Annotated in this window: 18 protein-coding genes; 13 read left to right on the plus strand and 5 right to left on the minus strand. The window is 29.1% G+C overall.

The genetic code is table 11. The features are described 5' to 3' along the window. Positions 1-102 precede the first annotated feature (102 nt). Complete coding sequence (locus tag KEC93_RS10995) at positions 103-969, minus strand: LysR family transcriptional regulator (protein ID WP_023975879.1); 867 nt, start codon at positions 967-969, stop codon at positions 103-105. A 140-nt stretch (positions 970-1,109) separates the two neighbouring features. On the opposite strand from KEC93_RS10995, the gene KEC93_RS11000 reads away from it, so the two are divergent. From KEC93_RS11000 to dhaM, 7 genes are all read left to right on the plus strand, one after another. Next, positions 1,110-2,843: an ABC transporter ATP-binding protein gene (locus KEC93_RS11000; protein ID WP_077869527.1), complete on the plus strand. Its 1,734-nt coding sequence runs from the start codon at positions 1,110-1,112 to the stop codon at positions 2,841-2,843. Next, positions 2,844-4,583 carry an ABC transporter ATP-binding protein gene (locus KEC93_RS11005; RefSeq protein ID WP_077869528.1) on the plus strand — a complete coding sequence of 580 codons (1,740 nt, stop codon included), beginning with the start codon at positions 2,844-2,846 and terminating at the stop codon, positions 4,581-4,583. It abuts the gene before it with no gap. A gap of 143 nt (positions 4,584-4,726) precedes the next feature. Then, complete coding sequence (locus tag KEC93_RS11010; protein ID WP_039771980.1) at positions 4,727-5,647, plus strand: polysaccharide deacetylase family protein; 921 nt, start codon at positions 4,727-4,729, stop codon at positions 5,645-5,647. A 532-nt stretch (positions 5,648-6,179) separates the two neighbouring features. Beyond that, complete coding sequence (locus KEC93_RS11015) at positions 6,180-8,249, plus strand: sigma 54-interacting transcriptional regulator (RefSeq protein ID WP_077869529.1); 2,070 nt, start codon at positions 6,180-6,182, stop codon at positions 8,247-8,249. A 499-nt stretch (positions 8,250-8,748) separates the two neighbouring features. Further along, entirely contained in the window at positions 8,749-9,747 is a 999-nt protein-coding gene (gene dhaK / locus KEC93_RS11020; RefSeq protein WP_039771984.1) for a dihydroxyacetone kinase subunit DhaK, read from the plus strand. 154 nt (positions 9,748-9,901) lie between these two features. Beyond that, positions 9,902-10,531: a dihydroxyacetone kinase subunit DhaL gene (dhaL, locus tag KEC93_RS11025; RefSeq protein ID WP_023975873.1), complete on the plus strand. Its 630-nt coding sequence runs from the start codon at positions 9,902-9,904 to the stop codon at positions 10,529-10,531. 49 nt (positions 10,532-10,580) lie between these two features. Continuing rightward, the gene (gene dhaM / locus KEC93_RS11030) at positions 10,581-10,970 is read left to right on the plus strand and encodes a dihydroxyacetone kinase phosphoryl donor subunit DhaM (RefSeq protein ID WP_012058376.1); all 390 of its coding nucleotides are present in this window, start codon (positions 10,581-10,583) and stop codon (positions 10,968-10,970) included. Positions 10,971-11,115: 145 nt separating this feature from the next. Here dhaM and KEC93_RS11035 read toward each other — a convergent pair whose 3' ends face one another. Continuing rightward, the gene (locus KEC93_RS11035) at positions 11,116-12,237 is read right to left on the minus strand and encodes an IS4 family transposase (RefSeq protein ID WP_172462732.1); all 1,122 of its coding nucleotides are present in this window, start codon (positions 12,235-12,237) and stop codon (positions 11,116-11,118) included. Positions 12,238-12,384: 147 nt separating this feature from the next. Beyond that, positions 12,385-13,506, minus strand: a complete 1,122-nt coding sequence (locus tag KEC93_RS11040) for an IS4 family transposase (protein WP_172462699.1) — start codon at positions 13,504-13,506, stop codon at positions 12,385-12,387. Positions 13,507-14,210: 704 nt separating this feature from the next. Between KEC93_RS11040 and KEC93_RS11045 the strand changes: the two genes are divergently transcribed. The 4 genes from KEC93_RS11045 (at position 14,211) to KEC93_RS11060 (ending at position 19,790) form a co-directional block, all read left to right on the plus strand. Then, positions 14,211-14,915 carry an FAD-dependent oxidoreductase gene (locus tag KEC93_RS11045; RefSeq protein ID WP_023975871.1) on the plus strand — a complete coding sequence of 235 codons (705 nt, stop codon included), beginning with the start codon at positions 14,211-14,213 and terminating at the stop codon, positions 14,913-14,915. 1,193 nt (positions 14,916-16,108) lie between these two features. Then, positions 16,109-17,188, plus strand: a complete 1,080-nt coding sequence (locus tag KEC93_RS11050) for an NADH:flavin oxidoreductase (RefSeq protein WP_039771987.1) — start codon at positions 16,109-16,111, stop codon at positions 17,186-17,188. A gap of 157 nt (positions 17,189-17,345) precedes the next feature. After that, positions 17,346-17,798, plus strand: coding sequence for a MarR family winged helix-turn-helix transcriptional regulator (locus KEC93_RS11055; RefSeq protein WP_012058379.1), 453 nt, complete (start codon positions 17,346-17,348; stop codon positions 17,796-17,798). A 561-nt stretch (positions 17,799-18,359) separates the two neighbouring features. Then, complete coding sequence (locus KEC93_RS11060; RefSeq protein ID WP_077869836.1) at positions 18,360-19,790, plus strand: MFS transporter; 1,431 nt, start codon at positions 18,360-18,362, stop codon at positions 19,788-19,790. A 744-nt stretch (positions 19,791-20,534) separates the two neighbouring features. On the opposite strand, the gene KEC93_RS11065 is transcribed toward KEC93_RS11060, so the two are convergent. Further along, positions 20,535-21,107, minus strand: coding sequence for a 3D domain-containing protein (locus tag KEC93_RS11065; RefSeq protein WP_023975867.1), 573 nt, complete (start codon positions 21,105-21,107; stop codon positions 20,535-20,537). A 549-nt stretch (positions 21,108-21,656) separates the two neighbouring features. Between KEC93_RS11065 and KEC93_RS11070 the strand changes: the two genes are divergently transcribed. Both KEC93_RS11070 and KEC93_RS11075 read left to right on the plus strand, forming a co-directional pair. Next, the gene (locus KEC93_RS11070) at positions 21,657-22,679 is read left to right on the plus strand and encodes a 5'-3' exonuclease (RefSeq protein ID WP_077869835.1); all 1,023 of its coding nucleotides are present in this window, start codon (positions 21,657-21,659) and stop codon (positions 22,677-22,679) included. Between the two features lie 152 nt (positions 22,680-22,831). Beyond that, on the plus strand, positions 22,832-23,194 hold the full coding sequence (locus KEC93_RS11075) for a VOC family protein (protein ID WP_039770871.1): 363 nt from the start codon (positions 22,832-22,834) through the stop codon (positions 23,192-23,194). 118 nt (positions 23,195-23,312) lie between these two features. On the opposite strand, the gene KEC93_RS11080 is transcribed toward KEC93_RS11075, so the two are convergent. Beyond that, the gene (locus tag KEC93_RS11080; RefSeq protein ID WP_012058384.1) at positions 23,313-23,648 is read right to left on the minus strand and encodes a rubredoxin-like domain-containing protein; all 336 of its coding nucleotides are present in this window, start codon (positions 23,646-23,648) and stop codon (positions 23,313-23,315) included. Between the last annotated feature and the right edge of the window lie 221 nt (positions 23,649-23,869).

Consider the following 23,869-nt stretch of genomic DNA (forward strand, 5'->3'; position numbering starts at 1 on the left):
TTGGGATAACTGATGAACTTTATAAAGCTGTTTTTGAATAATCAGCGAGTTTGCTGTTGTTTTAAACTTTTTTAAAAAGTAATCAAGTCCGATATTAAAAATTTACGTATTTTCGAACAGGTCTAAAAAATTCTTTCCAGATGATGAAAGGTACCCTGTTTTTGACCATATTATAGCTATCTGAGTTGTTAATATGTCACTATCAATTTCTTTGTAAATTATACTTGAAGAACCTATTAATTTTATTGCAGATTTTGGTACTATGGCGATTCCAAGTCCAGAATTCGCCCAAAGCAGGGAAGTTCGTGCATCATCATTTTTGCAAAATACAGTTGGCTGAAAATTAAAATCTTGGCATACTTTAAATATGAGACTTTCAAATCGTCTATAGAATATCAAGGGTTTATTATTTAATTCAGTAATGTTTATGATTTCACTATCAGTCCAGTTTAAGTCTTTTCTCATAGCTGCAACCATAGGCTCTTTTGGTAAAAAAATTGAGTTTATTCCCGAATTGTTAAATGGAGTTCTTACAATAGCGATTTCAATTATACCTTTATCCAATAACTCTAATAATTCATAGGTATTCCCTTCATGAATTTCAAAATTTATGAAAGGGTATTTTTCGTGAAATATATTTAACCTGCTATCTAAAAGTGACGCTCCAGATGAAGATACAGTGCCTATGGATAAGGTCCCGTGATTTCCTTGTTTAAAATCTTTTAATTCATTTTCAGTAGATTTTGTTAAAGATAATATCTGCTTAGCGCGCTTATAAAGTATAACTCCAGCATCGGTAAGTTTTATATTTCGACTTCCTCGTTCAACAAGTTTAACGCCGAGTTCATCTTCTAAGTTTTTCAACTGATAGCTTAAAGGGGGTTGAGCCATATGAAGTCTTTTGGCTGCATTTGTTATTTGACCTTCTTCTGCGATTGCATAGAAATATTTTAATTGTTTAATATCCATTTTTTATCCACCTTCTGATATACAAAAAATATATGGCATCGATACATATTATGTATTTTTTATATAGATATGTTTTTGTTATAATGATAAAGGAAATTTTGAAAATGTTCAATAAGACATTACAGATAGGGGGATAAATCTTGAACTATTTATTAAAATTCGTAAAACCGTATAAAAGGCAAGTTACATTAGGTCCTATATTTAAGTTGCTTGAAGCTGTCTTTGAAATATCAATACCAACAATAATGATATTTATAACAGATAAAGGAATAGGAACAAAAAACATAAACTATATATTTGAAATAGGATTAATAATGCTTTCTATGGCAATTTTAGGTGTGTTATCATCTTTTACATGTCAGTATTTTGCATCTATTGCTTCACAAGGGTTTGGGACGGCTCTTAGAAATGAGATGTTCAAAAAGATAGGAACTTTTTCATATAATGAGATTGATGATTTTGGGACGCCATCTCTTATTAATCGTGTTACAAATGATGTGAATCAGCTTCAACTTGGCCTTGCAATGCTTATAAGACTTGCTATAAGGGTGCCGTTTCTTTGCATCGGCGGAATCATAATGGCTATGTATCTTGACGTGAAATTGTCGCTTATAATGTATTTATCAATTCCATTCTTTGCTTTTGCAATATATCTTATTATGAATAAATCTCTTCCTCTATATAAGGTGGTTCAAAGAAAACTTGATAAGTTGTCGCTTATTTTAAGAGAAAATCTATCTGGAGTAAGAGTTATAAGAGCATTTTCAAGAGTAGAAGGTGAAAAAGTAAGATTTAGAGAATCGAATGAGGAACTTGCAAGCACTGCAATTAAGGTAGGAAAAATATCTGCGCTTATGAATCCAGTTACAAGTGTAATAATGAATTTTGCACTTATGGCAGTAATTTGGTTTGGCGGAATAAGAGTAAATGTAGGTGGAATGACAACAGGACAGGTTATAGCTTATATAAATTATATAAACATGGTATTATCGGCGCTCATAGTACTTGCTAGCCTTATAGTTACTTTTACTAAAGCAGCAGCTAGTGCAGCTCGTGTAAATGAGGTACTTAGAACAGAACCAAGTATTAAGTACAGTGGAAATTCTGAGTTTAGTAAAAATATTAATAAAGATATTCCAATAATTAAATTTGATAATGTATCTTTTTCTTATAAAGGATCTAAGGAAGATGCAATAAGTAATATTTCTTTTGAAATAAAAAGAGGACAAATGGTTGGGATAATAGGTGGTACAGGTTCAGGAAAAACTACTTTAGTTAATTTAATACCTAGATTATATGATACAAGCAAAGGAAATGTTTTGCTAAACGGAATTAATGTTAAAGATTATTATAAAAAAGAAATTGATAATAATATAGGTCTAGTTCCTCAAAAAGCCGTTTTATTTACCGGCACTGTATCTGAAAATATAAGATGGGGTGCTCAAAATGCAAGTATGAGTGAAGTTAAGAAGGCGGCTGAAATTGGAATGGCAGCAGATTTTATAGAAAAAATGCCTGAAAAATATGACACATATATATCCCAAGGTGGAGTTAATTTCTCTGGTGGTCAAAAACAAAGACTTACTATAGCAAGAGCATTAGTAAAGAAACCTGAAATATTAATAATGGATGACAGCTTAAGTGCTCTTGATTATGCTACAGATGCTGCACTTAGAAAAGCTCTTAAAGAAAATTCCAGTGATACAACTGTAATTATGGTAACTCAAAGAATAAGCACTGTAAAGGATGCTGATTTAATAATTGTATTAGATGACGGAAAACTCGCGGGAGTTGGAAACCATGAACAATTGCTTAAAGAATCCGAAGTTTATAGAGAAATATGTAGCTCTCAAGTTACAAAGGAGGCTATGTAAATGAAAAAAAGTACATTTTCTAGATTGATTGGTTATGTTTCAAAATATAAAGGATATATGTTTGCATCTCTGATATTTGCGCTAATAAGTAATATACTTATAGCATTTATGCCGTTAATAGTGGGAAGGTCTATTGATCATATAGTTGCTAAAGGTGAAGTTGATTTTGATGGGTTGATTAAGACAATTATAATACTTGGAGTAATATATGTAATAAGTGCACTATTTACGTGGCTATTTACTATAGTAGCTAATACTGTAGCATATAACACAGTAAAGGATCTTAGAAATGAAGCCTTAAATAAGATAAGCTCTCTGCCTTTAAAGTACTTTGATAAAAATCCTCATGGAGATATTATAAGCAGACTTACAAATGATATGGATAATATTTCAGATGGATTATTTCAAGGGATAACACAATTTTATCCAGGAATCATAACTATAATAAGTTCACTTGTTTTAATGGTAAGTTTAAGTTTTAAATTAACTTTAGTTATAGTTTTAATGACACCTTTTTGTTTTCTTATTGCTTCTTTTATTACAAAGAGATCAAATAAAATGTTTAAAGAGCAGCAAAAGACTTTAGGTGAATTAAATGGTTATATAGAAGAAATCGTGGGAAGCCAAAAAGTAGTAAGACTTTTTGGATATGAAGAAAGAGCTCAGGAGAGCTTTTCAGGAATTAATTCAAGGCTTTACAAGTGTGGGCAGCTTGCGCAGTTTTATTCATCACTTACAAATCCAGCTACAAGATTTGTAAATAATATTACATATATTTTAGTTGGCCTTGTTGGAGGGATACTTTCGGTTTTAAGCGGGTTAAGTGTTGGTGTGATTTCAAGTTTTTTAACCTATTCAACTCAGTTTTCACAACCAATAAACAACATTACTAGTGTAGCTACTCAGCTTCAAGCAGCTATTGCATCTTGTGAAAGAATATTTTCTATTATAGATGAAGAGCCAGAAAAAGCAGATTCTAAAGAAGCTGAAAATATAGAGAGCTGTGATGGAAATGTCGAGTTTGATAATGTATCATTTTCTTATAATAAGAAAGTTCCACTTATAGAAAATTTCAGCGTTAATATAAAAAAAGGAAGCACAATAGCTATTGTAGGACCAACTGGTGCTGGCAAAACCACTATAGTTAACTTACTTATGAGGTTCTATGATTTAGACAAAGGTAGGATTACTATAGATGGCAAGAGTATAAATGATCTTACAAGAAATAATCTCAGAAGCCAATTTGGTATGGTGCTTCAAGATACATGGCTATTTGAAGGAACTATAAGGCAAAATATTGCTTATGGTAAACCAAATGCTACTTTAGAAGAAGTTGAAAATGCAGCTAAAGCTGCCTTTATTCATAGTTTTATAAAAAGACTTCCTGATGGTTACGATACGATTATAACTGAATCTGGAGGAAATCTTTCTGAAGGTCAAAAGCAGCTTTTGACTATAGCCAGAGTAATGTTAATTGATCCGCCAATGCTCATATTAGATGAAGCAACAAGTAATGTAGATACAAGAACTGAGCTAAAAATACAAAATGCATTTCTTTCAATGATGAAAGGACGTACAAGCTTTGTTATAGCTCATAGACTTTCTACTATACGTGATGCAGATATAATCCTTGTTATGAAGAATGGTAAAATTGCTGAAAGAGGGAATCATGAGGAGCTTGTAAATAAAGGCGGAATTTATACAGAACTTTATAACAGTCAGTTTAAGCATCAGCTGTAAAAAGATGTTTATATATTTAAAAAAATTTATATGTTAGTATAAATTGTATAGGTAATATCATATTTAATAATATAGCTTTTTTATCATGAGTCTCTTAAGGCTATAGAGGATCATAAATTTTTAAATGTATAAGAGGTAGAAAAATGAAACGTAATAATAGTAATAGCACTAAAAATATTAAGAGAGCGAGAATTACTATATTAATTGTTGCAGTTGCATTACTTGTAATTATAGGAAGCATAGTAGCAGTACAGAAATTTTCAGCAGGCAGTAAGACGGTACAAGCTGCTAGCAACACGGGAGAAAGTATTAATGATGATAAAGAAAATAGCGATTCAGTTAATAAGGAAAGCAATGGCAACGTAGAAGATGTTGCATATTTAGAAAAGTATATTGAGCAGCAAGAGAAGAACCAAAAGCCTGATGGAGCTGATGGTAAAAAAGTTGCTTACTTAACTTTCGATGATGGCCCATCGACAACAGTTACCCCTCAAATTTTAGATATCCTTAAATCTGAAGATGTACATGCAACATTTTTCCTTATAGGAAAGTATGTTGATAAAGATGATGCAAGCAAGAACCTAGTAAAGAGGGAAGTAGCAGAAGGTAATGCAATAGGCATACATTCATATTCACATGACTATGGTTACTTATTTCCAAAGGGTAAAATAAACTTGGAGAATTGTATGTCTGATTTTGATAAAACAGATAAAGCTTTAAAAAACGTTTTAGGCGAAGATTTTTCAACACGATCAATTAGGTTTCCAGGTGGACAAGAAACATGGAGTAAAAAGGATCCTCAAGGAGCAGAAAAAGTGGACAAAGCCCTACATGAGAAGGATTGGCATCAAATTGATTGGAATGCATTATCAGGAGATGCAGAAGGTACTCATAAAAAGAATGCAGATGAACTAACTCAGGAAGCTATAAAAAGTATTGGTAATAGAGAAAAGGCACTGATTTTAATGCATGATACTTATGGAAAAGAAGAAACAGCGAAGGCTTTACCAAGAATAATAGAATATTTAAAACAGCAAGGCTATGAATTTAAAATAATAGAATAATTAATTATTATCTCCCTCTTATTTATAAAATAAGGGGGAGACTTTTTGTTCTCTAGGACTTTATGTTCAGATTAAACATGTGGACATTGTACCACTTGAGAGTATAAGTTATGGAAACACTGATTCAGAAAGTTAAGGTTCATTAAGCCAATCGAAAATTAAAAATATGAATGATTTTTATCACTTATATTTTTAATTTTAAGTTATAGTATTATTTAAAGTGCATTATTTAAAGTGTATTGTATAAATAGCCAATGAATTAAGAGATTGGGTGGCAAAATTTAGCTTTCATTTATACCTGCGTTAGTATAATATGTAAATTGATAAAATGAAATTTATACAATTGAGTTAAAGGTTATTGAAAATGTAAAATTGTATTTTAAAATAATATATATATTATTTTGCAAAACTAATTCTTCATCATAATTCTAAAAATATTGCAAGAATTTTAGCCGTAATTGTGAATTGTGAAATGTGCATTGTGAATTGCAACATATATATGTTAAAGAACTAAGATTAGGAGTGAAGAATTTTGATACTTAGCAAAGAAGTGGTTATAAGGCACAGTAAAGGATTGCATGCAAGAGTCTTGGCTATGGTTGTTCATAAGGTAAGCGAACTTGAAAAGAGACATGATTTAAAGTTTTTTATAATTTATAAAGATAAAAAGAAAATTTTAGCTACAAGTCTTATGCCACTGGTTTTATTGAAGGTAAAGCAGAATGAGAAAATTATAGTAGAAGTTCATGGAGAAGATCCAAAAGAACCGCTAGATGAATTATGCGATTTTCTACAAAGTGATTTTGATTTAGAAGATAAAAGTACTATTAATCAAGTTGATAACATAATAAATAATAATACTATAACGTTGGAGCACGTATTCAGTAATATACCTAATGGAATCATTGCCACAGATGAGAAAGATATAATTTCAATATTCAATGAGGAAGCAGAAAGGTTATTAGGGATATCTTCCGGAGATGCTATTGGAAAAAAGGTATATGAAATAATAGAATTCACAAATCTTCATGAAATAAATAGAACTGGCAAATCGGAATTAATGGTAAAAGAAATAATAAATAATAGAATATTGCTTATAAATAGAACTCCAATAATAATAGACAAGAAACCTAAAGGTGCATTAGCAGTATTTAATGATATATCAAAATTAGAAAAAGTTAAAGATGAACTTAAAACGGTGAAAGATTTGAAAGAGAGGCTACAGCTTATATTAGAAACAGTACAAGATGGTATATGTGTTATAAATTCAGATGGATATATAACATACGTAAATAAGGCGTATCTTAGAATTTTGAACGAAAAAGAAGAGGATATATTAAATAAAAATATTAGAGATGTATCTCCAGAGGGTGCAAGAATTAAAGTACTTAAAACAGGAGAAAGCATCATAGGGGCAATCAGCTATAAGGAAAATGGTGTAATAATAGTTTCAAATGTAAACCCTATAGTGATTGATGGAGAAATAACAGGTGTTGTGTCCATAGTTAAAAATGTAACAGAAGTTCAAAAACTTTCTGAGAAACTAACTCAGGTCTCTGCAAAAGCTGATTATCTAGAAGAAGAGCTTATTAGAACTAAGAAACCTGATTCAGCTTTTTCGAAGTATATAGGTCATAGTGGGAAGATATTAGATGCACTTGCTACAACATTAAAAGCAGCGAAAACAGATACCACCGTATTAATAAGAGGAGAAAGTGGGACAGGAAAAGAATTAATTGCAGAAGGAATACATTTTTCAAGTAAGAATTCCAAAGGACCTTTTATTAGAGTAAATTGTGCAGCAATACCACAAAACTTATTAGAAAGCGAACTTTTTGGATATGAAAAAGGAGCTTTTACAGGAGCTATAAAAAGAAAATTAGGTAAATTTGAATTGGCTCAAAATGGTACTATACTTCTAGATGAAATAGGAGAAATGGATAAGAGTATGCAGGCTAAAGTTTTGAGAGTAATTCAAGAAAAAGAATTTCAAAGAATTGGTGGAGAAGAAACTATAAAAATAAATGTTAGAATAATTGCTGCGACTCACAGAAATTTAGAAGAAATGGTAAAGTCAATGGAGTTTAGAGAAGATTTATATTATAGGTTAAATGTAATTCCAATATTTTTGCCGCCTTTAAGAGAAAGAAAGCAAGATATAGCGCCTTTATTAGAGCACTTCATAGATAAAATAGGTAAGAGGATAAATAAAAGAATAACTATAGTAACAAATGATGCAATGGAATCTCTATTAGAATACAAATGGCCAGGAAATATAAGGGAGTTAGAGAATCTGGTAGAGAGAATAATGGCTTTAAATGAAACAGAAGTAATAGAATTAAGTGATCTTCCAGCTTATATGAGAAAAGATATAAATACAGTTAAAAATGCAATCAAAAGTAAAAATAATAATGAAATAGACATGCTTATTGAAGCAGAAGAAATATTACCACTAAAGGAATATGAAAAAATTATAATAGAAAAAGCACTTAAGAAATATGGAAGTTATAATGCTGCGGGAAAAGCATTAGGACTTACTCATAAAACAGTAGCCGCGAAGGCAAGACAATATGGAATAGAGAAAAAGGTAACTTGGGAATAAAAAATAGCAAGTTGGTAAAAAGTATCATGATAAAAAAGAACAACTTGATACTTTTTACCAAGAGATATGCTATTTATATTACAATTTTCTGTAAATGTTTACTTAAACTTTAGGCTAGAAGGCTTGAAAATACACACTTTTAAGTATATTTAATTAGTAATTGAAATTGTGGCATGAGTATTGCTCTATATAAAAGTACAAATATAAATAAAAACAAATCGAAATTATTTACATATATTCTAAAAAATTTAATTCATAAAAGTTATCTTATATTACTTAGGTAATAAAGGCTAATAATTTTATAATGAATGAATTATATTATTTAGAACTTATATATATTGCAAAAATAATTCTTCATCGCAATTCTAAAAATATTAAAAGAATTTTAACTGTAATTGTGAATTGTGAAATGTGCATTTTGAATTGCAACATATGTATATAAATTAGATATAAATAATTTTAATCATAAAGAATATTTAAATATGGGAGGAAGAATTTTATGAAAAAAATAATTAATGATGCAAATCTAGTACTTGAGGATATGTTGAAAGGAATGGTAGCTGCACATCCGGAATATATAAAAAAATTAGAAAATGCAGATGTTTTAGTAAGAGTAGATTCACCAATAGATGGAAAGGTTGCTTTAGTAAGTGGTGGAGGAAGTGGACATGAGCCAGCTCATGGAGGATATGTAGGAAAAGGAATGCTTGATGCAGCAGTAGCAGGAGCAGTGTTTACATCACCTACACCAGATCAAGTATATGAAGCAATAAAAGCTGTAGACTCAGGTAAAGGAGTTTTACTTGTAATTAAAAATTATACTGGGGATGTTATGAACTTTGAAATGGCAAAAGATATGGCTGAAATGGAAGGGATTAATGTAAAAGCTGTTGTAGTAAACGATGATGTTGCAGTTGAAAATAGTACTTATACAGCAGGACGAAGAGGGATTGCAGGAACAATATTTATACACAAAATAGCAGGCGCTAAAGCTGAAACAGGAGCTAGTCTTGAAGAAGTTACAAGAGTTGCAGAGAAAGTAATATCAAATGTTAGAAGTATGGGAATGGCTATTTCATCTTGTATTGTACCAGCTGCTGGTAAACCAAATTTCACATTAGGAGAAAATGAGATGGAAATTGGTATGGGAATTCATGGAGAACCAGGAACTCATAGAGAGGAAATAAAAACAGCAGATGAAATTACAGAACATTTAATGAGCAAAATTCTAGAAGATATCAAATTGAGTAGTGGAGAAGAAGTAGCAGTCATGGTAAATGGCTTATCATCAACACCACTTATGGAGTTATATATAGTAAATAAAAAGGTAAATGAAATATTGGAGGAAAAAGGGGTTAAAATTCATAAAACATTTGTAGGTGAATTTATGACATCTCTTGAAATGGCTGGATTTTCAATAACAGTATTAAAACTTGATAGTGAATTAAAAGAATTATTAGATGCACCAGCAAACACACCAGCATTTAAAGTAATATAAAGCAAAGATTTTTAGGTAGAGTTTTTGAGATTAGATGAATTTAGTAGAGCATATCTAAGAGTATGACGGATTCTACTACCAAAGAATTATAATTTAGATGAAGCTTTATAATATATAAGCATCATCTAAATTAGGCTATATAGGAGGAATAGAAATGAGTATTCAAGGAAAAAAAGTAATTGAAATATTAGAAAAAATAAGTGAAAAGATAGATGAAAATAAAGCATATTTATCAGAGCTAGACGCTGCAATTGGAGATGGAGACCATGGACTTAATATGAGCAAGGGATTTAAGGCTGTAGTAGAAAAGATAAAAGACGATGATGGAAATGATATCGGAGGTATATTAAAGAAGTCAGGAATGGCATTAGTATCTAATGTTGGTGGAGCTTCAGGACCACTATATGGAACAGCTTTTATGAAGGCAGCTGTAAGTGTTAATGGAAAATCGGAAGTTGATATTAATGATTTCGCAAAGATGCTAGATGAGGCTCTTGAAGGTATAAAAATGAGAGGTAAAGGTCAAGCTGATGATAAAACTATGATAGATGCTATAGAGCCAGCATTAAAATCAATAAAAGAAGGTATAGATAGCGGGATTGAAGTCAAGGAAATTTTAAAAGCAGCAAAAGAAGCTGCTTATAAAGGTGTAGAGCATACAAAAGAAATTATAGCTAAAAAGGGAAGAGCAAGTTATCTTGGAGAAAGAAGTTTAGGGCACCAAGATGCTGGGGCTACATCTTCTGCAATAATATTAGAAACAATATATGAAGCTTTAAATTAGTAGTTTTTATTTTGAGTTACATCAAAATAGTCGTTGAAGGAGAATATATATGGTAGGAATAGTGATAATATCGCATAGTAAAAATATAGCAGATGGTGTAAAGGAATTAGCAAGTCAAATGGCACCTAATGTAGCTATAGGTGTGGCTGGAGGAACAGCAGACGGAAGAGTTGGCACTGATATGGATAAAATATCAGCTGCAATAGAAGATGTTTATTCAGAAGATGGAGTAATTATTATTTTTGATTTAGGCAGTGCCTTTATGAATGCAGAAATGGCAATAGAATTTCTAGATGAAAAGATGAAGGAAAAAATAAAGATAGTAGATTGCCCAATAGTTGAGGGAGCTGTGACAGCAGCAGTTGAAAGTAGTATAGGTAAAAATATTGAAGAAATTGAAGAAGCATTAAAACCCATGAATCTAGGAAAAATGCCTTGAAGTAATAAAATATTTATCTGAAGAATAATATTTTAATAGTATTTATATAGATTAAGAAGATAAATTTCTATAATATAAATTTATCTTCTTAATTTTTTTATTCTATAGGAATTTATCACAAGTGTTGATTAACCAAATTTTCACTTTAAATTATTAACTTATTTTTGATATTTTTCAAAAATAAGTTAATATATATATAGACTTCGACCTTAAGACTTTTTTTAAGCAATTTTCTTATAAATTGAATTAGTGATAATTTAACATATTTTAAATTTTTAGTCGTTTCAACATAAGTAAATTGAAGCAAAACATAAGCTATCAATGATATGAAAAGTTGATTATAGACAGCATTTTCAGTTGTTCCAAATATTCTTTTTACATTCAAGTTTTGTTTTATAAATTTAAAGAAGGTTTCAATTTTCCAACGTTCCTTGTATATTTCTGCTATTTTTTCTGGAGTAATGTTCATTAGGTCAGTGCACACTTTTACTGATTTACCATAATAATCAGTAAATTCAACTACTCTAAATCTATTTTGAGTTTTTTTAGTCTCTTTTCCTAAATAACATGTAACATCTCGAATTACAGAAGAATTTTCTACTACTCCTAAACTTCTCAATTTCTTTGGTTTTGAAAGTATTGTATTATTTTTTATTCTTATAACAAAAGATTGTTTTATTTCTTTAAACATATCAAATCTCTCATGATTTTCATAAGCCCTATCTTCAACTAAAATAGAGTGTACATCTATTAAACCTTCACCTATCGGTCCATCATGCTTTTTAGCAATAGTTTCAATAACTTTTTGTGGTGTAAAGTCATTAATATTTAAAGATATATGAAGTTTTATTCCAGATTTCTTCCCATTAAATTTTGCCCATTTAAGACGGTTTTCACCTACGGTCACGGTAGTTGAATCAATTGCTATTAATTGTTTTGGCAAATTTAGAATTCTTCGCATTCTACGATTACATTTAGAAACAATAATCTCAAATAAAGTTTTAGAAATTTTGTAATCTACCTTAGAGGCTTTTTTAGAAATAGTTGAATAATCAACTGGTGTTAGCCCTACTGATTCCATATGCTCAACGCCATCCCTATAACTCTTATATTCATTCGTAGCTGCTGCAATAAAGAATTTTATTAAATCATATAATGTGAATTTTCTTGCAGTATCAACATATTCTAAAACTTTACTAAATTTTTCAACTTCCTTTTCACTTAAAAATGTTTGAAATATATCAAATATAGTGGTAGTATTTTTCATGAGGGCATTCTCCTTAAGTATTATTTTGGTTCGCACTTTAATATTACTACAGAATGACCTCATTTTTTATATATTTTCACTTCTATTTTTTGGTTAATCAACACATATGGGAATTTATCACAAGTGTTGATTAACCAAATTTTTACTTTAAATTATTAACTTATTTTTGATATTTTTCAAAAATAAGTTAATAGATATATAGACTTCGACCTTAAGACTTTTTTTAAGCAATTTTCTTACAAATTGAATTAGTGATAATTTAACATATTTTAAATTTTTAGTCGTTTCAACATAAGTAAATTGAAGCAAAACATAAGCTATCAATGATATGAAAAGTTGATTATAGACAGCATTTTCAGTTGTTCCAAATATTCTTTTTACATTCAAGTTTTGTTTTATAAATTTAAAGAAGGTTTCAATTTTCCAACGTTCCTTGTATATTTCTGCTATTTTTTCTGGAGTAATGTTCATTAGGTCAGTGCACACTTTTACTGATTTACCATAATAATCAGTAAATTCAACTACTCTAAATCTATTTTGAGTTTTTTTAGTCTCTTTTCCTAAATAACATGTAACATCTCGAATTACAGAAGAATTTTCTACTACTCCTAAACTTCTCAATTTCTTTGGTTTTGAAAGTATTGTATTATTTTTTATTCTTATAACAAAAGATTGTTTTATTTCTTTAAACATATCAAATCTCTCATGATTTTCATAAGCCCTATCTTCAACTAAAATAGAGTGTACATCTATTAAACCTTCACCTATCGGTCCATCATGCTTTTTAGCAATAGTTTCAATAACTTTTTGTGGTGTAAAGTCATTAATATTTAAAGATATATGAAGTTTTATTCCAGATTTCTTCCCATTAAATTTTGCCCATTTAAGACGGTTTTCACCTACGGTCACGGTAGTTGAATCAATTGCTATTAATTGTTTTGGCAAATTTAGAATTCTTCGCATTCTACGATTACATTTAGAAACAATAATCTCAAATAAAGTTTTAGAAATTTTGTAATCTACCTTAGAGGCTTTTTTAGAAATAGTTGAATAATCAACTGGTGTTAGCCCTACTGATTCCATATGCTCAACGCCATCCCTATAACTCTTATATTCATTCGTAGCTGCTGCAATAAAGAATTTTATTAAATCATATAATGTGAATTTTCTTGCAGTATCAACATATTCTAAAATTTTACTAAATTTTTCAACTTCCTTTTCACTTAAAAATGTTTGAAATATATCAAATATAGTGGTAGTATTTTTCATGAGGGCATTCTCCTTAAGTATTATTTTGGTTCGCACTTTAATATTACTACAGAATGACCTCATTTTTTATATATTTTCACTTCTATTTTTTGGTTAATCAACACATATGGGAATTTATAATGTAATAGAATCTGTGGATAACTTATGAAGAAGGCTATTTAATTAGTTTTTGTATAGAAAAAGAATAAAAAAGAAATCTTATTCGCCTGCCAGATTTTCCTCACATGCGTTCGGAAAGGCAGATGCGTAAAAAAAATCTACGGCTCCACAGTCGCCTGGGATTTTTTTATAAAGTATATATATTGCAATTCACAGTACACATTTCAAAATTGCGGATAAAATTTTTGAAATTTTTTTAGAGTTATAATGAAGGATTATTTTTGTAATATATATCATTTTTCGTGATAAGACATTAATGACATCATCATTAATGAATATAATAAAACATATTATAAATGAAAACTAAAAGTTATTATTCTTGCTTGGGAAATCTGTATATAGATAAGCCAATTATAAGTTAGATTTATACTATGAAATATATCTCAACTAGAAACTGGAACAAAAGTATGTTATTCATTTCGGCGAGTTATATGCATAAGTTCAGGTTTTAGTTGGATTATCTATAATTGAAATTTATAAACATTGACTTGAAAAATTTTAGTTGATACTATTAAATTGAGAATTGTTATTAAAGGAGAGGGATTATGGAAAAATATACACTAAAAATTATTGATATAATTGATGAAACAGATAATACAAAAACATATTTTTTTGAAAAACCAGAAAATTTAACATGGGAACCTGGCTCACATACCCATATTGGGCATATTGGGTTTGATATTGGTGATCAGCCTAGAAAAGAATGGGTAAGACACATGTCCATTACAACTTTACCAGAGGAAAATAAAATTGCCATAACAACAAGAGTGCCAGGGAGCAAATCTGAATTCAAGAATAAGCTATCTGAATTAAAAATTGGTGATGAAGTTGTATTTTTTAAGATAGGTTCAAGAATGGGGTTAAGACGTATAAATAAACCTATAATCTTAATATCAATGGGAGTTGGAATAGCTACTATGAGACCTCTTATTTTATCATTTATTAATGATAAAACTAATATCTCATACTTATCAAATATAAATATAGACTCATCAGATAAATTTGTATTTAAAAATCAACTGGATAGATTAGCAGATGAAAATTATAAGAATTTTTGGATAAATTCTAGGAAAGAATTTTATGAAATACTTAGCCAATCAATGAAATCAGAGGATGCTATGTATTATTTAGTTGGAAGTGACGCATTTATAAAGGATATTATTCAAAGATTAAGAGCAAATAACGTTAAAATTGATGATATTGTTATAGATAGAAAAGATGAGAGAAAACAAAAGTTTTTAGAAGACTAAAGATGATTAAAAGGGTTCCTTCTCTCAGTTTTATTGAGAGAAGGAATAATATTTGATTTATTAGTGGATTCCAGGGATTTTAGGAAGACCTAAGAATCCTCTTTCTAAGTCCTTATCGGTTGGGATGTAATCTTGCATTGGACTCATAAGACTAAAGTATACTTTTAGAATGAGTCGGTCTAAAATATATAAAATTATATTTACATTAAATCCCAAAAGTGATATAATTATGCTTGTGTTGTGATAGATAAAATAAAAATTCTTTGGGTTATTTTTAAATTCACTTGAATGATCTTTTGTATAAATCATTCATGAATTTATTCGAATTATAATTATTTAAAGAATAAAAAAGGACGTTCAATTATAATAACTTACCATCTCGCGTAATTGGTACTTACGTTTTTTAAGCAATATAATTATACTAGTCCTAAAAATATAAATAATGTTTCAAGTATATATTTGTGCTATTGTTATTTGAAGAGTTTTAAAATTATAGAGATTAGATTGAGTAGCTCACTAAGAAAAAGAAATATATTTTTCATTAAATCCTTATCGAAACGCTTTTTTACATGTGCACGTTTCATATGCTACGCCTCCATAATATATCGATTTGAGATGGCATAATAATTATAACATTAATTGGTAAAAAATACAAATTAGCATTGATGATATGTTAAGCAGTAGTAGGAGAATTTCTACTACTATTTTTGGGTTTTAAGAAAAAAATATATAATATGATAATAAATGTGATGTTTCATTGTTAAATCAAATCATGTACCTATAAAATATGTGAAATATTACTAAATATTACTGTGTTTAATTATGACAGGCATTTTTAGATATTATTTTAATTAAATTTATTATATATTGAAATTAAGTAGCGGTTCAATTTCATACATTTTTAAAAAGGAATATATACTCAAATGTAGTGTTTCTATTGAATAATTTTCGTTGATTATTTTAATAAAGTATATTAAAATAAATGAAATTTTTATTAGCTCGAATAAAATATAAGGTCTTAATTAAAATAAGGTATAACAATTTTTAGTTGATTGACGATTAATTAACGATTATGATATTATATGCATATACATATACATATAATATCTGTTTTAATAAATTTATTTTTATTGAATAAAAAATTTTAATGAAATATATGTATATGCATATATTTAGAATGGAGTTGGTTAATTATGAAATCATTATTCGATCAAACGCAAGTTGGTCCACTTAAATTAAAGAACAGATTTATAAGATCTGCAACATATGAAGGAATGGCAGATGAAAAAGGAAATATAAATGATGAACTATTTAAAGTTTACGAAGATTTAGCTAAAGGAGGTGTAGGAACTATAATTACTGGAATAACATCTGTGACTGATTTAGAGGAATTTATTCCAGGCCAAATGGGAATTTATAATGATTCATTTATTGATAATCATAAAAAAATTATTGAAGTAACTCATAAACACAATACCAATATAATATTGCAACTTGGAGCAGCAGGCACACAAACTATTAGAAATGAAGAAAAGGCAATTTTAGGCCCAAGTAATATAACAGATTTGGGATATAAAAATACTCCTAAAGAAATGACTTTGGAAGAAATTGTTTCAATTCAGATAGATTTTGCAAATGCAGCGCTTAGAGCAAAAAAAGCAGGGTATGATGGCATTCAGATACATGCAGCTCATGGATATTTACTTAGTAAGTTCTTAACACCTTATTATAATAGAAGAATAGATGAGTATGGTGGTAGTATTGATAATAGATCTAGAATGCTTATAGAAACGTATAAAAAAATACGTGATAAAGTAGGAAAAGATTATCCAGTTTTAGTTAAAATAAATTGCGAAGATTTTATGGATCAAGGCATGACTTTTGAAGAATGTAAATATGTATGCAAAAAACTTGAAGAGCTTGGCGTAGATGCTGTTGAAATTAGTGGGGGGAGTTTATCTTCACGCCCAAATGAGAGTTATTCAAGAAAAATAGTGAAAGGACAAGCTCCTTACTATACATTTTATGCTGAAAGTATAAAGGAAGAAGTTGATATTCCAGTTATTTCTGTAGGCGGAATACGTGACATTTCAGCCCTAACAAAAATTCTTAATGAAAGCTCCATTGATTATTTTGCATTGTCCAGACCATTAGTATGTGAAAGTAATCTTATTAATCGTTGGAGCGAAGGTAATACTGAGCCATCAAAATGTATATCATGCGGTAAGTGTTCAGGATTTGGCAAAACAATCTGTGTTTTTAACAGGAAATAATATCTTAAACTTAAAAATTAATGATATTATGAGATAAAAATAATATATTCTTCAATAAAGCTAGTTTTTTGAAATCTGCTTGTGAGTATATTGACAATAAGAATTGCTATAGATTACTATATGTATATTCAGAGGTTTTGACGGAGGTAATTTATTTATGTCTAATTTAGATGATTTAAAGAAAATTGGAAGTTGTGTTTGTAGAAATTTGCGTATGACAACAAGGGTCACTACTCAGTATTTTGATCAAGTTTTTCAAGCGGTTGGATTAACAGCACCACAGTTTTCATTATTAGCAGACATAGCATCTCGTGAAAATGTTGCTGTAAGTGAGTTGGCAGAGGCTTTGCTAATGGATCAGACAACAGTAACTCGCAATATTGAAATTTTAAGAAAAAAGGGATATGTAGATGTGCGAACAGATGATAATGATTCAAGAAGAAAGTGCATTTCAATAAGTGATGTCGGAATTAAGAAGCTCGATGAGGCAATTCCTGTATGGAATGAAGTACAATCACCAATAGAGAAGGAGATAGGCGCTGAGAAATTTGAAGAATTCTTAAAAACGTTAGCGCAAATACAAAATTTTATTAATAACTCTTCCAAATAAAGTACATAAGTAATGATTTAATTCATATTTATGACTTAGTTGTAGCCCATATATTATTTTACGTCTTATCATTTATAGAAATAGTTTGTTTAATGATAAAAAAGTCCCTAATTTAAATTCATATGCATGTCAATTAATTCGAAATTAATAGCTTTATAGATATAGTTGAAAACAAGTAATAGTAACCTAAATCTATTATTAATAAACTATATTATTTTAAATATATGTATATACATGTTAAAGTTGAAATTTAGGTTGAGGATAGTATTTTGTTTGTATATTAATGAAGAAAATGAGAAGGTAAGAGAAATGGCGGAGTTGGCAGTTAAAAAACTTAATATTTAAAAAAATAAAGAGTAAAAGTAAGAGAATAAATCAATGTGATTTTATTAAGGTGGATTATTCCTATAAATAATATCTATTTTATAACTTCTGTATAATATATAAATATAACATATCCAAAAGAATATACTTATGTATATCATTTAGTATATTAGAAACTCTCAAAATTATAATAAAGTATATTTATAACAGAATTAATGAAAAGGGATGATTTTAATAATGGAAATATACAATAAAAATGTATATAAGAATAGATGGATAATATTGGCCGTTGTGGTTTTGCTTCCATTTATGGGGACCCTTGATAGTACAATAGTTAATGTAGCACTTCCTGTTATGGTGAATATATTTTCAGTAACTATGTCTTCTATTCAGTTAATCGTAATCTGCTATCTTATAACAATAGTTAGTACAATATTACTGTTTGGAAGGCTCGGTGACATAAAAGGAAAGTCTATAGTATTTAATTTAGGGTTATTGGTGTTTACCATAGGTTCTTTATTTTGTGCGTTATCAAAAAATTTTACGTACCTATTATTTTTTAGAATAGTTCAGGCGATAGGAGCATCTGCGGCTATGGCAAACAACCAAGGGATAATAACGCAAGTATTTCCAGCTAATGAAAGGGGGAGAGCTCTTGGAATATCGGGAACATTTCTAGCTCTTGGCACAATGATTGGACCACCATTAGGAGGTATTTTAATTTCTTACTTAAGTTGGCATTATATATTTCTAATAAATATTCCAGTAGGAATAATTGGAACAGCAATTGGTTTTAAAGTATTGCCTCGTAAGTCAAATGAAAAGAAAGAAGACATTGATTTTATTGGTGCAATAATTTTTGGTATAAGTGTCGTATTATTATTTTATTCTCTTATAAATGGACAAACTGTTGGTTACGATAATAACATGATTAGAATTAGTTTTAGTGCAGCTATAATTCTATTTATAATATTCATACGAATAGAAGGAAAGTTAAAATATCCACTTCTAGATTTATCATTATTTAAAAATTCACTTTTTACGGTTGGAATATTATGCACATTCATATGTTATGCATCAATTAACAGTAATAATATTGTACAGCCTTTTTACCTCGAAAATGTTTTGAAAATGACTCCAAGCTTTGCGGGAATGATAATGATGATCTCGCCTGTATTAATAACAGTTATTTCTCCTTTTAGTGGTTATCTATCAGATAAAATAGGGTCAGAATTTCTGACATTTTTAGGATTGATACTCATAGGAATTGGAATGGGTTTAATGGCGACTTTAAATGAAAACTCCAATATGTACCAATTAATTGTATATATAGTCTTTATTGCAATTGGAAATGGATTGTTTTTACCTCCTAATAATTCTCTAGTTATGTCTTCAGCATCTAGTGATAAGTTGGGGATTGCAGGAAGTATAAACGCTTTTGTAAGGAATTTGGGACAATCATCCGGTGTTGCTATGGCGACAATGCTTTTATATTCATTTATGAGTATGAAAATGGGAGAGAAAGTACTTGGATATATAGAGGGTAGAGATGATGTCTTTATGTATGGAATGAGGTATGTATATGTTTGTTCGGCCATTATCTGTTTTGTTGGAGTAATAGTGACTTATATAAGATTAAGAAAGAAAAAGTTAAACAGAAAAATATGATTTCTTAAGTGCTGATTGGTATGCTCGATAAAGATAAGTTTTTTAAATCTGATTATTACGACAAAAGTCAAAAACAAAACTTTATATTTATGAATTGTATTGGTATAGATAACCCAACAAAGACCTGAACTTATGCATACAACTCGCCGAAATGAATAACATACTTTTGTTCCAGTTTCCAGGTAATTCTGATGGGTGATTCTAAGGCTATAAAGTTGCACCCAAAGTGCTAGCCTCAAAGAACAAGCTTTGAACTAGCACATTTGGAACAACTTATAGCTAAAGAATCACATCTATCAAAATTACCAATGAAACATTCCACAAAAGTATATTATCCATTTCTAGTTGGGATATATTTGATAGTGTAAATCTAACTTATAATTGGCTTATCTGTATGGATAGCCAATTTAAGAATTCAACTTATTACATGAACATATTTACAAAATTGCTAGAACTTTAAGCTAATGTATTAACTAGAAATCATAAATATATTTGTGAAGAAAACATTTGAAAATGAGCTGTTAAAGGTTCTTAGCTGTAGGTTGTTCCAATTTAGCTTGTCAAACTGAAAGCTGGAGCATGCTAAATTGGATACAATCTGCTGCTTAGAACCTTCAGCGATATTTTCATAGCTTTTCGGAATCAAAATATTTATGATTTCGGTGAGGCATACGCATAAGCCTAAGTTGTATATTGTTTATCTATACATTACTAGGATTTAAATGGTGTAATTACCAATGTAATTTATTTAACTATATAACCTCGAACTCTTTGTACTCCGTAGCTATTCACCCTTCGAAAGTAGTCATGATCGTTTTCACCAGGTTCTCGTTGTACAAATACATCTAATCTATTATCTACTCCAAAATACTTATCTGAACCTTTATCATTAACAGTAACTTGTCCATAACCATCCAAATATATTTGGGTATTCAGAGGTATTACGTTATTTGCAACGCCACCTGGAGTTAATGGCTTATTTTGACAGGTCACTGGACCAGCACTACTATTTTCCGAATCAAGAGATGTATAAAAAGTTAATATAAAGTCTTTCCATTCAGGTGTAACACTCTTTTCTTGTTCTTTTTCTTCGGCTTCCTTCTTTTTGGTCAATTCTCTTTGCTCAATTTTTTCATTATTTATTTCATCTATAGGATTTTCCTTAAATTCTGTTTTTTCTTTATGTGTTATTTCTATATTATTATCTTCTACAACATCTGTTGCTAAAGCGTTAAATGGTGTTATTGTGCTTACATCATATGTATCAAGTATTAAAATGATGCTTAATAAGCACACTAGCCTCTTTACTCTTAGCATTTGTCCACTCCCCTTTGTTGGTGCTTTTTAATGAGACATAATAGGCTCTAATAAATTATAACATAAATGTAAAACATTTACAAAATGGAAGGGCGTTTATAGATATGTACATGTGAGATAACTTATTGAGAGTAAAAGAAAAACAATCAAAATATTAATTGTGGTTTTTAGAAGAAATGACAAAAATGCAATATTCCAGCCAGCAATATATGAATTTTAAGAGAAAGTAAGCAATTATATAATAAGGAATCTAATAAATAACAGTAAAGAAAAATTGTGAATTAATAATTTATAGATAAATTAATTGATGTGTTTGTAATATTTAACAAATATATGCAATGATGTTTAATATGGCATTAAAATATGGTAATATAGATATGTAATTATGTATAAACCTTTATAGCAATAATATGGAACTAAAAAATGCAGTCATTAGTTTGGCTGTATTTTTTATGTAAATTAATAGTGGTATAATAATTATGGTTAGTCGTTTTAATATAAAAAGGTATTAATCAGAATAAACTTAAGAAAAGCTAGGAGTTTTTATTTATGCATGACAATTTATTATTAATAGACGGTTCATCTCTTTTATCTTGCTGTTTTTTTGGTAATCTTCCAAGAGAATATAGATTTGCTAAAACTGATGAAGAGAAGGATAAATATATTGAAAAATTACGTCAATCACCTAAAGGCGAGTTTACTAATGGGGTCTTTACAATGATGGCATCAATGCTTAAAATGATTAAAAATCAAAATCCCACTCATATTGCTGTGGCTTGGGATTTAACTAAAGAATTTACCTTTAGAAAAAAATTATATTCAGAGTATAAAGGTACTAGAAAGGATATGAGAAGTGAGCTGGGTAGCCAGTTTGCATTAGCTCAAAAAGTTCTAAAAGAAATGAATGTTCCAGAGTTTGTGTTTAAAGAGTATGAAGCGGATGATATAATAGGTACCTTGGCAAAGAAATTTGGAAGATCTATGAGAGTTAGCATTTGGACTAAAGATCAAGATTGTCTTCAACTTGTTGATGATAATGTAAGGGTATGGCTTATAACTTCAAAGTGTACCGATATGTACGAAAGTCTTGGAATAAATATTAAAGAACTTAATATACCTAGCGGAGTTTTTGAATTTACTACACAGTATGTAAATCATTTTTATGGTGTAGATCCTATCCAAATTATTGATAGAAAAGCTATAGAAGGTGATGCTTCTGACAATATTCCGGGAATAAATGGAGTTGGAGAAAAGTCTGTTATACCATTACTTCAAGAACTTGAAACAGTGGAAGGTATATATGATTTTATAGAAAATTCACCTGAAAAAGAAGTAAAAAAAATGTTCAAAGATCTTGGCATATTACGTTCCCCGTTATCAAAGTTAGTTGAGGAATCAAATGAAAAAATAGTCGGGAAAAAAGCAGCTTTGCTTTGCAAACAATTGGCCACTATAAAGTGTGATATAGAAGAACTTAATAATATAACAATAGATCAATTGAAACTTCAAATAGATGAAGAGGGAATGAAAAACATATTTACTGAACTTGGATTTACAAATTTGCTAAATTAATTGGTAATATGTTTCTAGTGATTAAATATAGGAGCGACATACTTTAATACATATGCAATTCAAAAGCTAGCAATAGACAGGTTAATAAATATTAAAATAAATGCAAAATATAACATTTATACATAAGTGATATATATTAGGAGGAATAAGTTATGAAATTTTGTTGGAGTACTTTAAAAGTTAAAAATCTAGAAGAATCATTGAAGTTTTATCATGAGATTGTTGGTCTTAAGACTAATAAAAGATTTAATGCAGGACCAGGAAGGGAAATTGTATTTTTAGGAGATGGAGAGACTAAAATAGAACTAATATGTGATGAGGAAGTAAAAGAAGTAAGTTATGGAGAGCATATTTCTCTTGGATTTGAAGTTGACTGCATAGATGAGAAAATAAACTTTATTAAGGAAAAAGGAATAGAAATTCATAGTGGACCATTTCAGCCAAATCCTAATACTAAGTTTTTTTATGTTTTAGATCCTAATGGATTGAAGATTCAATTTGTAGAAAATAAATAATCACAAAGCTGTTGGAATTCTAGATAGATATTTAATAAAGCTGAAAATCCATCAAATCTGAGGATTTTCAGCTTTTTAAACAATAGTTTAATTAACAAAAAATTTTCGTTTTAATATTTTACCATTTTCCTTTGCTCATATGCGCTGCTAATTCTGCTTTTGATATTTGCTTAATAGTCCAAGCACTATTTTTAGCTTTTTCAAAAGCTGTTACACATGTAGGATCTAAATTTAAGTCTATTCCTTCTCTAGAAAGTTTGAAAATTTTATCAGCTAAGTTAATGATCTCTAAATGAATATCATTAGTTCTATCAGAGTGATAGATTTTATCAGCCTCTTCACTAGTTAATTCGACAAATTTTTCTTTAGGAACTCCACATTTTGGACACTTTTCTGGAGCTTCTACTCCTTCACATATAAATCCGCACACACTACATTTAAATAATTTCTTCATAATTATTCCTCCCTTTAATCCTACCATTAGATTATTAAAACATATACTAAGTAAATGTTCTCAGTATTATTAATTTGACATAATTGGTTAAAATCCTCCTAAAATTGAAAAAAAACTTAAAAATATTTTTCTTTAAAATATAGATTGACGTACATAATTTGAGTATGTAAAATTAGGATAAATAAAGAATGTAATCCATAATAGTAAGGAAATGAGGTGTT

The sequence above is a fragment of the Clostridium beijerinckii genome (assembly GCF_018223745.1).
GTDB classification, from domain to species: domain Bacteria; phylum Bacillota; class Clostridia; order Clostridiales; family Clostridiaceae; genus Clostridium; species Clostridium beijerinckii.

Coding starts and splice junctions, on each gene's coding strand:
- KEC93_RS10995 (WP_023975879.1), bottom strand. CDS start 969: ATGGATATTAAACAATTAAAATATTTCTATGCAATCGCAGAAGAAGGT.
- KEC93_RS11005 (WP_077869528.1), top strand. CDS start 2,844: ATGAAAAAAAGTACATTTTCTAGATTGATTGGTTATGTTTCAAAATAT.
- KEC93_RS11010 (WP_039771980.1), top strand. CDS start 4,727: ATGAAACGTAATAATAGTAATAGCACTAAAAATATTAAGAGAGCGAGA.
- dhaK (WP_039771984.1), top strand. CDS start 8,749: ATGAAAAAAATAATTAATGATGCAAATCTAGTACTTGAGGATATGTTG.
- dhaL (WP_023975873.1), top strand. CDS start 9,902: ATGAGTATTCAAGGAAAAAAAGTAATTGAAATATTAGAAAAAATAAGT.
- dhaM (WP_012058376.1), top strand. CDS start 10,581: ATGGTAGGAATAGTGATAATATCGCATAGTAAAAATATAGCAGATGGT.
- KEC93_RS11035 (WP_172462732.1), bottom strand. CDS start 12,237: ATGAAAAATACTACCACTATATTTGATATATTTCAAACATTTTTAAGT.
- KEC93_RS11040 (WP_172462699.1), bottom strand. CDS start 13,506: ATGAAAAATACTACCACTATATTTGATATATTTCAAACATTTTTAAGT.
- KEC93_RS11045 (WP_023975871.1), top strand. CDS start 14,211: ATGGAAAAATATACACTAAAAATTATTGATATAATTGATGAAACAGAT.
- KEC93_RS11050 (WP_039771987.1), top strand. CDS start 16,109: ATGAAATCATTATTCGATCAAACGCAAGTTGGTCCACTTAAATTAAAG.
- KEC93_RS11055 (WP_012058379.1), top strand. CDS start 17,346: ATGTCTAATTTAGATGATTTAAAGAAAATTGGAAGTTGTGTTTGTAGA.
- KEC93_RS11060 (WP_077869836.1), top strand. CDS start 18,360: ATGGAAATATACAATAAAAATGTATATAAGAATAGATGGATAATATTG.
- KEC93_RS11065 (WP_023975867.1), bottom strand. CDS start 21,107: ATGCTAAGAGTAAAGAGGCTAGTGTGCTTATTAAGCATCATTTTAATA.
- KEC93_RS11070 (WP_077869835.1), top strand. CDS start 21,657: ATGCATGACAATTTATTATTAATAGACGGTTCATCTCTTTTATCTTGC.
- KEC93_RS11075 (WP_039770871.1), top strand. CDS start 22,832: ATGAAATTTTGTTGGAGTACTTTAAAAGTTAAAAATCTAGAAGAATCA.
- KEC93_RS11080 (WP_012058384.1), bottom strand. CDS start 23,648: ATGAAGAAATTATTTAAATGTAGTGTGTGCGGATTTATATGTGAAGGA.